Here is a 14,949-nt window from a genome sequence, read left to right on the forward strand (position 1 = left end):
CCACAAGCGCGCCGTCTCGATGAAGAAGATGTAACTTTGCGATTCAAAGTAACGTCGATAGTCAGGCTTATCGACGGGCGCAAACAGACGCCCGCGCACTCTTTCAGGATCGCCGGGGCATGACCTCTTCCAAACTCGTTCTCATGCTGGGTGCGGCCGCCGTCGCCCTGCCCGGCGCCGCTCTGGCTCAATCCCAGAATGCGTCCCAGACCGCCTCGCAGACCCCGCCGCCGGCGACGACGAGCCAGCCGGCCGCTCAGACCCCGGCGACGACGGCGCAGACGCCCGCGCCGCGCACTCAGACGGCCGAACCGGCCCAGCAACAGCAGCCCGCCAGCGTCGGCGACGTGGTCGTCAACGCCCGCGCCAATGACGTGCGCACCTCGATCGACTCGGTCAGCTATAGCCTGGCCAACGACCTTCAGGCGACGACGGGCAGTCTGGCCGACGCGCTCCGCAACGTGCCGTCGGTGGACGTGGACCCGGAGGGCAATGTGTCGCTTCGCGGCGACGCCAATGTCACCATCCTGGTCGACGGCCGCCCGTCCGGCATCCTGACCGGCCCCGGTCGCGGCCAGGCCCTGATCCAGTTGCCGGCCAGCCAGTACGCCCGCATCGAGGTCATGACCAATCCGTCCGCCGCCTACAGCCCCGAGGGTTCGGGCGGGGTCATCAACCTGATCACCAAGCCCACGGCGCCCAAGCCCGGCACCCAGACGACCGGCTCGCTGCGCGTCAACGTCGGCGACAACGGCCGCTGGAACGCGGGCCTCAGCGGCTCGTACCAGAAGGATCGCCTGACCCTGTCGGGCGACGCCAGCTATCGCTCCGATCCGACCGAACTGACGTTCAACCGCGTCCGCGAACAGTTAAATCCGGTCACCGGTGCGGTGGTTTCGACCACGACCGTCGAACAGCCGGTGGAGTCCGAGCAGAACGGCGCCTTCGCCCGCTTCACCGCCGAATACAAGCTGGACGACAAGACCCAGCTGACCGGCGAACTGCGCGGCGTGGCCTTCGATGGCACGGGTTCGGGCGACGGCCTGTATGAGACTCGCAACGCCGCCGGCGCGGTGACCAGCGCCTATCGCCGGGTCGGCGATTCCGACTTCACCTTCAACAACTGGGGCGCCACGGCGCGCGTGCTGCGCCGCTTCGACGGCGACGGCCATGAGTGGTCCAACGAACTGCGCTACGATTCCAACGCCAACGACACCACCAGCCAGACCCTGACCACCTTCCTGACCCCGGCGGGCGCGGCTCTGTACGAGCGGACCAACACGGAAGTCGATCAGGTCACCTGGGGCTTCACCAGCGCCTATACCCGCCCGATGTCCGACGGCGGCAAGCTGCGCCTGGGCTATGAGCTGAACGCCCAGCGGCCCGAGCAGGACGCCGAGTTCCTGCGCGGTCCCTCGCAGGCGGCCCTGGCGCCGGTCCCGGCCCTGAACAATCGCTTCGAAGCCACCCAGACGGTGCATGCCCTCTACACCACTTACGAGCGGCCGCTGGGCGAGAAGCTGTCGGCCCAGCTGGGTCTGCGGCTGGAACAGGCGGACATCGAGATCAAGGATCTGACCGGCGGCGCCTCGGCGTCCCAGGATTATTTCCGCGCCTATCCGACCGCCCACGTCCAGTATCAGCTGACGCCGGAACAGACCCTGCGCGCCAGCTATTCGCGCCGCATCCAGCGGCCCCAGCCCAGCCAGTTGAACCCCTTCGTCGTCTATCAGGACCCGCTGAACGTCCGCTCGGGCAATCCGGATCTGGAGCCGCAGGAGACCGACAGCTTCGAGGCCATGTGGCAGATGCGAAAGGGCCAGAGCTTCTATCAGGCCACCGCCTATCTGCGGAACACCGACAAGGCCTTCACCGACGTGGCGTCCGACATCGGCGGCGGCGTCTTCCTGACCCGTCCGGAAAACCTGGGCTCGCGTCGCGACCTGGGCGTGGAGGCGACGGCGAACGGGCGTCTGCATCCCACCCTGCGCTACAGCGCCAGCGTCAACGTCTTCCGCCAGGAGATCGACTCGGGCGCCGTCGTCGGCGGCGGCGACCGCGAGGCGACCCTGGCCAGCGGCCGTCTCAGCCTGAACTGGCAGCCGACGGCCAAGGACTTCGTCCAGGTGTCCAGCTTCTGGCAGGGCGACAGCCTGCTGGCCCAGGGCCGGCGCGAGGCCGGCGGCATGGTCAATCTGGGCTATCGCCGGAAGCTGAGCGAGCAGCTGTCGTTCAACTTCACCGCGCGCGATCTGTTCAACACCTTCAACACCACGACCATTTACGAGACGCCGCAGTTCCGCGAACGCTCGGAGCAGGACATCAAGCTGCGGGCCTTCTACATCGGCCTGACCTGGAACTTCGGCGGTCCGCGCCGTCAGCCGGAGCAGTTCGACTTCTCGACCGGCCCGACCGGGGGCTGACGGCCTGACGGGGGATGCGGGCTCAGGTTCGCGTCTCCCAGGCCAGCCAGGCGGCGACCACGACGAGGCCGCCGGCCATCATGATGCGCAGGGCGCGACCCCGCATCCGGGGCGCCAGCCGCGCCGCGCCCGCGCCGCCGATCACGATCAAACTGTGCACCAGGACGGCGACCGCCAGATGCAGGCTCCCCAGCGTCAGGGCCTGGCTCAGCGGCGCGCCGTGGTCGGGCCGCATGAAGGTCGGCAGCAGGGCGACATAGAAGACCGCGGCCTTGGGGTTCAGCAGATTGCCCATCAGGCCGCGCACGAACAGGCCGCGCAGCGAGCGCGCGTCCGGAGTGGGCGCCGCCTCGATCGTCGGCGCGCGCCAGGCCTCCCACGCCAGCCACAGCAGAAACAGCACGCCCGCCCAGCGCAGGCCCTGATACAGCGGCGGCCAGACGGAAAAGACCTCCGTCAGCCCATAGGCGGCCGCCAGCATCCACACCGCCAGCCCCAGGGTCACCCCCGCCACCGCCGCGAAACCGGCCAGCCGTCCCCGCGACAGGGCGACCAGCGCCAGCCAGCCCATGTTCGGCCCCGGCGTCAGCTCGATCAGCGCCACGGCGATCAGAAAGGGCCCGACGACGGCGGGATCGACGGGCCAGGCGGAATGGGCGATCACGAGGCGCTCCTGTTCGCCAGAGCCTAGGCGCGCGGCGGCGAAACGGACAGCCCCGAAAGCCGCCCTGCGGACCCCTTGTGTGACCCGATCGTCACACCCACCTCGATCTCAACGGCGTGCTGCTCAGCAGAGGGCGCGCTGAAATCCATCCGCCTCCCGAGGGGACTGACACCATGAATCTCGAACTCTATTCCGACCGCGCCAAACAGGCCGTCCAGTCGGCCCAGTCGCTGGCCCTGGCCCGTCGTCACCAGCAGTTCGCGCCCGAGCATCTGCTCAAGGTGCTGCTGGAGGAACGCGACGGCCTGGCCAGAAATCTGATCACCGCCGCCGGCGGCGACGCCCGCCGCGCCGAGGCCGATGTCGAAACCGCGCTGAAGAAGCGCGCCCAGGTCACCGGCGGCTCGGGCCAGCTCTATCTGGACGGCGACACCGCGCGCGTCTTCGCCGCCGCCGAGGAGGCCTCCAAGACCGCAGGCGACGCCTTCGTCACCACCGAACGGCTGCTGGCCGCGCTGGCCAGGGAAGGCGGGGTCGCCGCCGAGGTGCTGAAGGCCTCGGGCGTCACGGCCGACAAGCTGGAGGCCGCCATCGCCGAGGTGCGCAAGGGCAAGACCGCCGACAGCGCGGGGGCCGAGGACGGCTATGACGCCCTGAAACGCTACGCTCGCGACCTTACCCTGGCCGCCCGCGACGGCAAGATCGACCCGGTCATCGGCCGCGACGAAGAGATCCGCCGCACCATCCAGGTGCTGGCCCGCCGCACCAAGAACAACCCCGTCCTGATCGGCGAGCCCGGCGTCGGCAAGACCGCCATCGTCGAGGGGCTGGCCCTGCGCATCGTCAACGGCGACGTGCCTGAATCCCTGCGCGACAAGACCGTCATGGCGCTGGACATGGGCAGTTTGATCGCCGGCGCGAAATATCGCGGCGAGTTCGAGGAGCGTCTGAAATCCGTCCTGTCCGAGGTCTCTGCGGCCGAGGGCGGCATCATCCTGTTCATCGACGAGATGCACACCCTGGTCGGCGCCGGCAAAGGCGACGGCGCCATGGACGCCTCCAACCTGCTGAAGCCGGCTCTTGCGCGCGGCGAACTGCACTGCGTGGGCGCCACGACCCTGGATGAATACCGCAAGCACGTCGAAAAGGACGCCGCGCTCGCCCGCCGCTTCCAGCCGGTCATGGTCGCCGAACCGACGGTGGAGGACACCGTCTCCATCCTGCGTGGCCTGAAGGAGAAGTACGAGGTCCACCACGGCGTGCGCATCTCCGACAGCGCGATCGTCGCCGCAGCCACTTTGTCGAACCGCTACATCACCGACCGCTTCCTGCCGGACAAGGCCATCGACCTGATCGACGAGGCCGCCAGCCGCGTGCGCATGGCCGTGGACTCCAAGCCCGAGGCCCTGGACGAGATCGACCGCCGCCTGGTCCAGCTCAAGATCGAACGCGAGGCCCTGAAGAAGGAAACCGACCAGGCCTCTCAACACCGTCTGGAAAAGCTGGAGGACGAGATCGCCGATCTGGAAGGCCAGTCCGACGACCTGACCAGCCAGTGGAAGGCCGAAAAGGACAAGGTCGGCCAGGGCGCCCAGCTGCGCGAAACCCTGGACCGCCTGCGCCTGGAACTCGCCAACGCCCAGCGCGCCGGCGATCTGGGCCGCGCGTCAGAGATCGCCTACGGCCAGATCCCCCAGATCGAAAAGCAGCTCGAAGAAGCAGAGGCGAACGAGACCAGCGGGAAAGGCCCCCTGACCCCCGAGGTCGTCGACGCCGAACAGATCGCCGCCGTCGTCAGCCGCTGGACCGGCGTGCCCGTCGACAAGATGCTGGAGGGCGAACGCGAAAAACTGCTCCAGATGGAAACCGCGCTCGGCGGTCGCGTCGTGGGTCAGGACGAGGCTTTGGCCGCCGTCTCCGACGCCGTGCGCCGCGCCCGCGCCGGCCTGAACGACCCCAACCGTCCGCTGGGCAGCTTCCTGTTCCTGGGCCCGACCGGCGTGGGCAAGACCGAACTGACCAAGGCGCTGGCCGACTTCCTGTTCGACGACGAGGCGGCCATCACCCGCCTGGATATGTCGGAATATATGGAGAAACACAGCGTCTCGCGCCTGATCGGCGCCCCTCCCGGCTATGTCGGCTATGACGAGGGCGGCGCTCTGACCGAGGCCGTGCGTCGTCGCCCCTATCAGGTCGTCCTGTTCGACGAGGTCGAAAAGGCCCACCCCGACGTCTTCAACGTGCTGTTGCAAGTGCTCGACGACGGCCGCCTGACGGACGGGCAGGGACGCACCATCGATTTCAGGAACACACTGATCATCATGACCTCCAACCTGGGCAGCCAGTATCTGGCCGATCAGGGCGAGGGCGATGATGTGGAGGCTGTGCGCCCCTTCGTCATGGACGCCGTGCGCGCCCACTTCCGGCCCGAGTTCCTGAACCGGATCGACGAGATCATCCTGTTCCACCGCCTGGGCCGCGACCAGATGGGCGGCATCGTCCGCATCCAGCTGTCACGGTTCGAGAAGCTGCTGGCCGACCGCCGCCTGACCCTGGACCTGGACGACAGCGCCCTGGCCTGGCTCGCCGACCGCGGCTACGACCCCGCCTATGGCGCACGACCCCTGAAACGCGTCATCCAGAAGGACCTTGTCGACCCGATCGCGCGCAAACTGCTGGCCGGCGAGATCGAGGACGGCGGGGTGATTGCGGTCACCGCCGGCGAGGGCGGTCTGGAGATCGGGAGGGCTAGGATTCACTAGCTGGCCAGTCGGTCGGCAAACCGATGATGTGACCGATCGTTGCGCCAGCCGTCTCGACGAGATTGTCATCTTTCGGGAGGAGTGTGGTGACTGGCAATGGAAAATTATCGAGGGCCATTCGGGGTGCGGGATGACCAACGTACACCGCGTCTTTTCTCGCTGCGGACCAAATAGATAGATCATCGCAAACCAAGACGCCGGTCACACCGCGGCACCTGCGCGCGCCATCTGGCCTTATCCATAGTCCGTCCCAATCTCGATCAAGACGGGGCTCTCCTGCGTTTGGTCCTAAAGGAAAGCGCACAACTTCTTGTCCAAACAGAGCTGCGAGCACGTCATGACGCTGCTCATTGTGATCAAGGCCGTTCACAGCGATCACGTAAGGAAGGTCTAGGTCGCCATATCTTCTCGCTTTGCCGCTTAGTGCCGACTTAAGAGCGCCGCCTACTGTCTTGGACCATGCATCACCCCACTGCATGCCAATAGCTCTTTCAACAGGCTGTCCGGGATCCTTGACGGGGATCGGCCATAACTCCACCGTCAGGTTTTTCTCCTCATACCTAAATGGTGCATCGCCACCGATTGCACCGTTTCCAAGGGCCTTCACTTCATCATAATCGAGGGTAGCCAACCAACTTTCGATAGCAAAGCGGAGGCGTCGGCGGCGGATTGGGCCGGACGGCATCCCAGAGAATCGGGCGCTCAGCAAAAAATGGGTGCTGGCAACTTCGTTCACCGCCTGAACTGCTTCGTCAAACAAGCGTTTGGACCGACGATCGGCGTCGCTCATTCCTGTCGCTAGCGTCGCCTCAAGATAGAAACGTGCGCCATTTGCTGACCTCACCAAAAAGTCAGGTGACCGATCGGTGTGAGCAAGCTTTGGTTCAATCGCTTCGATAGTTGCCCCCACGCACAAAAGCGCCTCGTGGAGCATCAACTCGAAGACAGCACTGTAATGAGCAACATCATCGTCGCTCTTAAGACGGGTCAGCATGTTTGCTCGCCCGACCCCCGGATACCTCTCTAGAAATTCGGAAAACTTGGCCCGAACTAATCCTACTTCCGGCCGTCCAGACCGATTCAAGTAGTGATAGGCACCCTCGACTTCGTCAGCTCCGCAATCCAACCGCCGAGCGATGTCATCAAATAAATACATCGAGAAAGTGTAACGGTGATCTTGTGGGTTGCAACATCCATGAGGCTGTCAATAGCCCTCACGTTTCTAGGGATCCCGATCTCTACGACGATCGCGCACACGATTTAGGGCCGATGGCGATCTTGAGATGGCGATGGCAGCCGACGGCGGCTGCCGTCGACCCTAACCCTTTCGCGCAGGGCCGCTCGCTGCGCTCTCGGGCGCTCAAGCCCTCTCCCAATGGAAGAGGGGGCATTCCATCCTGATCCTTCTCCCATTGGGAGAAGGTGGCCGCGAAGCGGTCGGATGAGGGTCGGGTGTCGAAGTCGGCGTGAGCCGTCGCAGCGGTCGGGCCGCAGCGGATGGCGGCCAGTGGACGACCCTCACCCTTTCGCCTTGCCGATCGCTGCGCTCTCGGAGGCTCAAGCCCTCTCCCAATGGGAGAGGGAAGGTTAGAGACCCAGCGTCTTCGCGCGGTCGCGGAGGGCGGCGTCGATGCGGGCGGGGTCGGTCAGGGCCTCGGCGTTGGTGAAGCGGATGACGGTCCAGCCCAGCGCCTCGATCGCCTGCTGGCGGTAGTGGTCGTTCAGGACGACCTCGTCGCGCTCATGCACCCCGCCGTCGATCTCGATGACCAGCCGCAGCGGCACGCAGGCGAAATCCACCACATACCCGCCGACCGGATGCTGGCGACGCACCTTCCAGCCGTCGACGGCGCCGCCGCGCAGTCGCGCCCAGATCCGGTCTTCGGCCAAGCCGCCGACTTGACGCAGTCCGCGAGCGCGCGGCGTCAGGCGGCGGGTCGTCATGGGCGGCTCCTCCTGACGCACCCTAACGCAAAGTCGCCAGCCCGCGCACCTGCGACAAATACCTTCAACGATTCCAACACCCTGCCGCCCGCCAGCGTCATTCTCCTGCCCACGGCTCCAAACCGTGCGATCCTGTCTCGGTTCGTCCGCAGGGGACGCATCGCACAGCTGGGGAGGGCCAGATCAGACGAATTAGACGAATTAGACGGTGTTTTTGTCCGCCGACCGTCTGAAGTCGGTCAGTCCTGCGGGATCGGATTGGTGCGCGGGTCCGGGCCGTTGGTGACGACGCGGTCGCGGTCGCCCAGGTCCTTGATGATCTTGACGTCGGTGAAGCCGGCGGCCTCGAACAGTTCCTTGACCTGCGGGCCCTGATCGAAGCCGATTTCGACGGCGAAGACGCCCAGCGGCTTCAGGATGCGTTTCACCTCGGGCACCAGATCGCGATAGGCCTGCAAGCCGTCGGGGCCGCCGTCCAGGGCCAGGTGCGGGTCGTGGTCGCGGACCTCCGGGTCCAGGGTCGCGATATGGTCGGTCGGGATATAGGGCGGGTTGGACAGCACCAGGTCGAAGCTGGCGTCGCCGAAGCCCGCGGCCCATTCGGTGCGCAGGAAGGTCGCGCGCTCGTTCAGGTCCAGGTTGGCGGCGTTCTCCTTGGCCACCGCCAGGGCCTCGGACGAGATGTCGGTGCCGACCCCGCGCGCGGCCGGCCGCTCGGCCAGAAGCGCCAAGAGGATCGCGCCCGAGCCGGTCCCCAGGTCGATGGCGTCGAAGGCTTCGTTCTTGCCGAAGGCCAGCATGGACACGTCCATCAGGGTCTCGGTGTCGGGGCGGGGGCTGAGGACGTCGGGGGTGACGTTCAGCATGATCTTCCAGAAGCCCTTCTTGCCGACGATGCGCGAGACGGGCTCGCGCTTCAGCCGGCGCTCGACCATGGCCTCATAGGCGCTCAGCTGGTCAGCGGTGATGGGCCGATAGGGGTCGGTCAGGATGTCCATGCGGCTGGCGCCGGCGGCGGCCTCCAGCAGCAGGCGGGCGTCGATGGCGGGGCTGTCCATGCGGCCGGTCTTCAGCCGGGCCTGCGCCGCCTTCCAGGCGGTCAGCAGGGTCGGGGCGTCGGTGTCGGACTTGGGCGTGATGGGGTCGGTCATGGGCGTTGATTGGCCCGGCCCGGCGCCGATTTCAAGCGCGACGGGAGGAACAGGAGGCCAGCTTGACCGTTCGCGTCGGGATGACTGCGCGCCGCCCCTCCCGCCTTGCCCCGCTTCGCAATCTGTTCGCCCGCACGCCGGCGCCGGTCGAGCGCGGCCGGGTGTGGAAGTTCCTGGGGGCCGCCGCCGGGGGTCTGGCCGCCGGGGCCGGCGCCGCCCACCTGCTCTACAGCCAGGGGCACAAGGTCGGGGTCGAACTGCGCGCCCCCCGCCCCGAGCCCCTGCCGCCCAAGGTCCCCACGCCCGAGGACTATGAGGCCCAGGAGCCCGGTCGCGGCCGCATGGCCAAACGGCCCGAGCACATTCCGCACAAGGGCTGGTCCGACATCGTCTGGCGCACCGGCGGGTCCTATTTCGGCGACCGGGTCGGCTTCGTCGCCGGCGGCGTGACCTTCTTCACCCTGCTGTCGCTGTTCCCGCTCTTGGGGACGTTCGTCACCCTCTACGGCCTTTTCGCCGATCCGACCGACGCGTGGGGGCGGCTGCAGTTCCTCTACGCCCTGCTGCCCGACAGCATCGCCGAGTTCCTGGGCGGGGAGATGCAGCGCCTGGCCGAGAACTCCAACAGTCAGCTGACCTTCACCCTGGCCTGGACCCTGGCCCTGTCGCTGTGGACCGCCAACGGGGCGGTCAAGGTGCTGTTCTACGGCCTGAACGTCGCCTACCACGAGGTCGAGCGCCGCAACATCGTGCGCTACAACCTGATCTGCATGGTCTTCACCGTGGGGGCCATCCTGGCGGTCCTGCTGACCTCGGCCCTGGTGGTCGGCGTCCCGGTGGTGGTGCGGCTGTTCGGCCTGGAGGAGGAGTGGGGCCTGATCGCCCCGCTGCGCTGGCCGCTGCTGCTGGTCGGCTATGTCGCCGCCCTGACCGTTATCTACCGCTATGGCCCCTGCCGTCAGCGCGCGCGCTGGCGCTGGGTCACGCCGGGCGCGATCTTCGCGGCGGTCCTCAGCCTGACCGTGTCCTTCCTGTTCAGCTGGTATCTGTCCAACTTCGTGCGGACCGACAGCTACGGCCCGCTGGCGGCCATGATGGGTTTCCTGCTGTGGACCTGGCTGTCGGTGCAGGTGATCCTGATGGGCGCCGAGCTGAACGCCGAGATCGAGCACCAGACCGCCGTGGACACCACGACCGGCAAGCCCCTGCCGATCGGCGAGCGGGGCGCCAAGGTCGCCGACAGCATCGGCCCGCGACGCGGCAACCCCGCCGCCCTGGCCTTCACCCAGCGTCACGCCGAGATGATGGCCGACCGAATTATGCGTCGCCCCAACCGTCACGCCGCCGGGGCGCCGACCGCTACAGAATGAAGCGGCTCAGATCGACGTCCTTGGTCAGGGCGTCCATCTTCTCGCGCACCGCATCGCCGTCGAAGGTCACGGTCTGGCCCGACAGGTCCGAGGCCTTGAAGCTGGTCTCCTCCAGCACCCGCTCCAACACGGTCTGAAGCCGGCGCGCGCCGATGTTCTCGACCGCGCTGTTGGCCGCCACCGCCGCATCGGCCATCGCCTCGACCGCATCGTCGGTAAAGGTCAGGGTCACGTCCTCGGTCGCCAGCAGGGCCTGGTTCTGACGGATCAGATTGGCCTCGGGTTCGGTCAGGATGCGCTTGAAGTCGTCGCGCGTCAGGGCCTTCAGCTCGACCCGGATCGGCAGGCGTCCCTGAAGCTCGGGCAGCAGGTCGCTGGGCTTGGCGACGTGGAAGGCGCCCGAGGCGATGAACAGCACATGGTCGGTCTTCACCGGCCCGTACTTCGTCGAGACCGTGGTGCCCTCGATCAGGGGCAGCAGGTCGCGCTGCACCCCCTCGCGCGACACGTCCGCGCCGGATGCGCCCTGACGAGCCGCCACCTTGTCGATCTCGTCCAGGAAGACGATGCCCTCGTTCTCAGCCAGTTTCAGCGCCTCCTGTGTCAGGCTGTCCTGATCCAGCAGCTTGTCGCCCTCTTCGGCGATCAGGGGCGTCGTCGCATCGCGCACCGCCAGCTTGACGGTCTTGGTGCGCCCGCCGCCCATCTTGCCCAGCATTTCCGACAGGTTCAGCAGGCCGACGTTGCCGCCGCCCGGAATGTCCAGCCCCTGGATCGGCGAAGCGGTGTCCGCCAGCGAAATCTCGATCTCCTTGTCGTCCAGTTCTCCGGCGCGCAGCTTCTTTCGGAAACTGTCGCGCGTCGCCGGTCCCGCACCGGGTCCGACCAAGGCGTCCAGAATCCGGTCCTCGGCGGCGGCCTCGGCCTTGGCCCGCACGTCGCCGCGACGGCGCTCGCGCACCATGATCAGGGCGCTTTCGACCAGGTCGCGCACGATCTGATCCACGTCGCGGCCGACATAGCCCACTTCGGTGAACTTGGTGGCCTCGACCTTCAGGAAGGGCGAGCCGGCCAGCCGCGCCAGCCGACGCGCGATCTCGGTCTTGCCGACGCCGGTGGGGCCGATCATCAGGATGTTCTTGGGCGTCACCTCGTCGCGCAGGTCCGCCGGCACGCGCTTCCTGCGCCAGCGGTTTCTCAGGGCGACGGCGACGGCGCGCTTGGCGTCATTCTGGCCGACGATATAGCGATCCAGTTCGGAGACGATCTCGCGGGGGGTCAGTTCGGTCATGCGGTGCAGATAGGAGAGGCCGAACCGTTGCGGGAGAGGGGCGGGGCGTCGCAGCGTGATTTTGAAGCCAAGGCTGCCGACTATGTCTCCTCCGGGCTCGGCGCTGTGGCGATAGCAGTTCGACCAGCAAAAAGGCGTCCCCGATGGGAGGACGCCTTCAATGCCTGGAACGGTTGTCGCCCGGATCAGGCGGCGTTGGGGGCCTTGTTCTTGGCCAGCTTGTCCTGGTGGGCCTGCATGCCCTTGGCGATCAGGTCGGCGGCCTCGCCGGCGTCGCCCCAGCCCTCGACCTTGACCGACTTGCCCTTCTCCAGATCCTTGTAGCGGGTGAAGAAGTGCTCGATCTGCTCGATCAGGATGGCCGGCAGCTGACGATAGCTGGCGATCTCGGTGTAGTAGGGGTTCAGCTTGTCGACCGGCACGGCCAGGATCTTTTCGTCGCCGCCGGCCTCGTCCACCATCTTCAGCACGCCGATGGGACGCGAGCGGATGACGCAGCCCGGGACGACCGGCGTCGGGTTCAGCACGATCACGTCGCAGGGGTCGCCGTCATCCGACAGGGTGTGCGGCACGAAGCCGTAGTTGCCCGGATAGTACATGGCGGTGTGCAGGAAGCGGTCGACGAACAGGGCACCCGATTCCTTGTCCATCTCGTATTTCACCGGCAGGCCGCCTTGCGGGATTTCGATGATGACGTTGATGTCCCAGGGAGCGTTCGGGCCGACGGGAATGGCGTCGAGGTTCATGGCGGGGTCTTTGCTGCGACTGCGAAACTTTGAAAGGCGAAGGGTGATAGGCTCCCCGGCTCGTCACGGCAAGGGCGACCTGTGGCGAACGCAGGCGAGGGCGGGCTTGCGTCGCGGCGCATCATCGCGGACATCTGGATCATGACCTGGACCGATTGGGCGGCGCTGGCCCTCTTCTTCATCTGCTGGCTGGGATACAGCCCCATCCTGGCTTTCATCAGCCGTAAGGGCGGCTCGCTGAACCAGGACATGGAGCATGTCCGGGCGGCCTGGATGCAGTCCATGACGCATCGCGAGATGAAGCTGATCGACAGCCAGCTGATGGGCCATTCGATCAACTCCGCCTCCTTCTTCGCCTCCACCAACCTGCTGCTGATCGCGGCGGTGGCGGGCATCCTGTTCGGCGGCGAAAGCGCGCTTCAGGGGTTTGCCGCCGTCGGGGCCGAAAACGTGCCGATGAAGATTCTGGAGGCCAAGCTGGCGCTGGTGCTGATCTGCCTGGCGCGCGGCTTTCTGGATTTCATCTGGGCGCTGCGCCAGATGAACTACGCCCTGGCGCTGATCGGGGCGGCGCCGGAAATCCACACCAAGACTGACCGCAAGGCCTTCAGCGAGGCGGCGGGCCAGCTTTTGAACCCGGCGCTCAGCGCCTTCAGTCAGGGTGTCCGCGGATACTATTTCGCCCTGGCGGCGGCGGCCTGGCTGTTCGGACCGCTGTGGCTGGCGCTGGGCGTCGCATCCTCGTTCGGCCTGTTGATCTATCGTCAGGAAGCGTCGCCCGCCGCACGCGCCATCCGCAACGCACGGCGGCTGCTGGACAACTGACCCATCCCTTCGCAGTTGCAAAATCGAACGCCCGTCCGACTTTGGTCGAAAGAGCGCCGTCTTGTCAGGCGATCCGCCATATTTGCGTAACAAGGCGTGACCGACCGGGCGCGCATCGGCCTTGACCCATTGTGCATCGCAACCTAAGTTGACCTCTGACGCCTCCGGGCGTCTTGCCCTTCCTGGGCGTTTCCTCCCTATAGACTTTTAATGCCGCACCCTCGGGTGCGGCTTTTTTTTTTGATCTGATCAGCGATCAGTCAGGCCGACCATTCGTCTGCGCACAGGGCGGCGATCACGCGCGATAAGGCCTTATGCGTCTTGGCGTAGGTCGCGTTGGGGGCCAACGTCGTCTCGTCCAGGTACAGCTTGCGGCTCAGTTCGATCTGGATGGCCTCATAGCCCTCGTCCGGTCGGCCCCAGCGCTGGGTCGACCAGCCGCCGGCGTAGGGATGGTTCTGCGCCACTCGCCAGCCCAGGCCCTCGAACAACTCGCGCAGACGTCGGCTGAGCCGCGCACTGCAGGCCGAGCCGTAACGATCGCCCAGCACGACTTCGGCCCCGACAGCGCGAGCCGGCATCGAATGCCAGTCGACCAGCACCGCGCGTCCGTGCGTCGCGCGCGTCGCCTGCATCCGTTCGCCCAAGGCCTGGTGATAGGGGGCGTGAACCCTGGCGATGCGGTGTCTCGCCTCCGCCAGCGTCAGCCGGCGCGCATAGAGCGGCGTCCCGTCGCCGGCCAGCCGGGGTATCACGCCATAACCGGCGGCCGTCTTGGCTCCGACCGGTCCCTCCAGATCCGCGATCAGGGCCGGGTCCAGCTCGGACGGATCACGGTTCAGATCGACATAGGCCCGGCCGATCCGGCCTTCGATCAGCGCGGCGCCTCTGCGCGGTCCTTCTGCGATCAAGCGCCCGACCAAGGCGTCCTCGGCGCTTTTCAGGCTGGCGCGCGACAGACCCGGCGCGGCGCCCATGTCGTCGGGATAGAGGTCGCCGGAGTGGGGCGAGGCGAAGACCAGCGCCGTCGCGGGCGCGTCCGCCGCCGGAGCGGTGATCGAAAAACTGTCGCCGCCGTCGGTCATGCTTCCGCTTAGCGCGTTTCGCTGTGGAAGGAAGTCGGTTGATCGGCGAATTTCATCGGCGGTTTACCGTTCGGGCTCTAGGTTTGCCGTCTGTTTCATGGGTGTTTTTCGAATGGCGCGTATTCTCCTGGCCGAAGACGACGGTTCGTTGCGCGGATTTCTGACGCGCGCGCTGGAGCGGGCAGGCCACCAGGTCATCGACTGCGAGAACGGCGACGACGCGATCGACGCCCTGGAACATGGTCCCTACGACCTGCTGCTGACCGACATCGTCATGCCGGGCGCCGACGGGATCGAGGTCGCCCGCGTCGCCGCCGCCCGCCAGCCCGGCCTGCGCATCATGTTCATCACCGGCTTCGCCGCCGTCGCCCTGACCGCCGCCCAGGCCACGCCGGACGCCAAGGTGCTGTCCAAGCCCGTCCACCTGCGCGATCTGGTCAATGAAGTCGAGCGGATGGTCGCCGCCTGACCCTTCGCTGCGACTGGGCCGAGCGGCGTTTGGCGAGAAATCGCATTCTTGCCGCTAAATCGGCTTGATGCCGACCGGCCTCGCCGCTATACGACCGCTCTTCCCGCTCCGAAGACGTTTTTCGGAGCCCTACGGCGGATGCGTAGCTCAGCGGGAGAGCACCTCGTTGACATCGAGGGGGTCACAGGTTCAATCCCTGTCGCGTCCACCATTTTCCTT

At 66.6% G+C, this 14,949-nt stretch carries 12 protein-coding genes and 1 tRNA gene; 6 read left to right on the top strand and 7 right to left on the bottom strand.

Features of this window, described 5'->3' with window-relative positions:
- Positions 1 to 119 precede the first annotated feature (119 nt).
- Positions 120 to 2,423 (top strand): TonB-dependent receptor domain-containing protein, encoded by a 2,304-nt coding sequence (locus tag KAK88_RS03885; RefSeq protein ID WP_242077946.1) that lies wholly within the window; start codon positions 120 to 122, stop codon positions 2,421 to 2,423.
- A 22-nt stretch (positions 2,424 to 2,445) separates the two neighbouring features.
- Here the strand turns inward: KAK88_RS03885 and KAK88_RS03890 are convergent, their stop codons facing one another.
- Positions 2,446 to 3,087: a LysE family translocator gene (locus KAK88_RS03890; protein ID WP_242077947.1), complete on the bottom strand. Its 642-nt coding sequence runs from the start codon at positions 3,085 to 3,087 to the stop codon at positions 2,446 to 2,448.
- A 173-nt stretch (positions 3,088 to 3,260) separates the two neighbouring features.
- On the opposite strand from KAK88_RS03890, the gene clpB reads away from it, so the two are divergent.
- Positions 3,261 to 5,849, top strand: a complete 2,589-nt coding sequence (clpB, locus tag KAK88_RS03895; RefSeq protein WP_242077948.1) for an ATP-dependent chaperone ClpB — start codon at positions 3,261 to 3,263, stop codon at positions 5,847 to 5,849.
- Here the strand turns inward: clpB and KAK88_RS03900 are convergent.
- From KAK88_RS03900 to prmC, 3 genes are all read right to left on the bottom strand, one after another.
- Entirely contained in the window at positions 5,836 to 6,843 is a 1,008-nt protein-coding gene (locus tag KAK88_RS03900) for a hypothetical protein (protein WP_242077949.1), read from the bottom strand. The genes clpB and KAK88_RS03900 overlap by 14 nt on opposite strands.
- Positions 6,844 to 7,436: 593 nt before the next feature.
- Positions 7,437 to 7,793, bottom strand: coding sequence for an endonuclease domain-containing protein (locus KAK88_RS03905; RefSeq protein ID WP_242077950.1), 357 nt, complete (start codon positions 7,791 to 7,793; stop codon positions 7,437 to 7,439).
- A 239-nt stretch (positions 7,794 to 8,032) separates the two neighbouring features.
- Complete coding sequence (prmC, locus tag KAK88_RS03910) at positions 8,033 to 8,944, bottom strand: peptide chain release factor N(5)-glutamine methyltransferase (protein ID WP_242077951.1); 912 nt, start codon at positions 8,942 to 8,944, stop codon at positions 8,033 to 8,035.
- Between the two features lie 62 nt (positions 8,945 to 9,006).
- On the opposite strand from prmC, the gene KAK88_RS03915 reads away from it, so the two are divergent.
- The gene (locus KAK88_RS03915; RefSeq protein WP_242077952.1) at positions 9,007 to 10,314 is read left to right on the top strand and encodes a YihY/virulence factor BrkB family protein; all 1,308 of its coding nucleotides are present in this window, start codon (positions 9,007 to 9,009) and stop codon (positions 10,312 to 10,314) included.
- Here the strand turns inward: KAK88_RS03915 and hslU are convergent.
- Together hslU and ppa are read right to left on the bottom strand one after the other, a co-directional pair.
- Positions 10,304 to 11,605, bottom strand: coding sequence for an ATP-dependent protease ATPase subunit HslU (gene hslU, locus KAK88_RS03920; RefSeq protein WP_242077953.1), 1,302 nt, complete (start codon positions 11,603 to 11,605; stop codon positions 10,304 to 10,306). The two genes, KAK88_RS03915 and hslU, sit on opposite strands and share 11 nt — an antisense overlap.
- A gap of 185 nt (positions 11,606 to 11,790) precedes the next feature.
- On the bottom strand, positions 11,791 to 12,351 hold the full coding sequence (ppa, locus tag KAK88_RS03925; RefSeq protein WP_242077954.1) for an inorganic diphosphatase: 561 nt from the start codon (positions 12,349 to 12,351) through the stop codon (positions 11,791 to 11,793).
- Positions 12,352 to 12,492: 141 nt separating this feature from the next.
- Here ppa and KAK88_RS03930 point away from each other — a divergent pair, with 141 nt between their 5' ends.
- A complete protein-coding gene (locus KAK88_RS03930) occupies positions 12,493 to 13,176 on the top strand; it encodes a DUF599 domain-containing protein (RefSeq protein ID WP_242077955.1) in 684 nt (227 codons plus the stop codon).
- 260 nt (positions 13,177 to 13,436) lie between these two features.
- On the opposite strand, the gene KAK88_RS03935 is transcribed toward KAK88_RS03930, so the two are convergent.
- Positions 13,437 to 14,261 carry an N-formylglutamate amidohydrolase gene (locus KAK88_RS03935; protein WP_242077956.1) on the bottom strand — a complete coding sequence of 275 codons (825 nt, stop codon included), beginning with the start codon at positions 14,259 to 14,261 and terminating at the stop codon, positions 13,437 to 13,439.
- A gap of 112 nt (positions 14,262 to 14,373) precedes the next feature.
- Between KAK88_RS03935 and cpdR the strand changes: the two genes are divergently transcribed.
- Together cpdR and KAK88_RS03945 are read left to right on the top strand one after the other, a co-directional pair.
- On the top strand, positions 14,374 to 14,730 hold the full coding sequence (cpdR, locus tag KAK88_RS03940) for a cell cycle two-component system response regulator CpdR (protein ID WP_017506825.1): 357 nt from the start codon (positions 14,374 to 14,376) through the stop codon (positions 14,728 to 14,730).
- 136 nt (positions 14,731 to 14,866) lie between these two features.
- Positions 14,867 to 14,941: transfer RNA gene (locus KAK88_RS03945), tRNA-Val, on the top strand.
- Positions 14,942 to 14,949: the final 8 nt, after the last annotated feature.

Origin of the sequence: Brevundimonas diminuta (assembly GCF_022654015.1) — a bacterium.
GTDB classification, from domain to species: Bacteria; Pseudomonadota; Alphaproteobacteria; order Caulobacterales; family Caulobacteraceae; genus Brevundimonas; species Brevundimonas diminuta_C.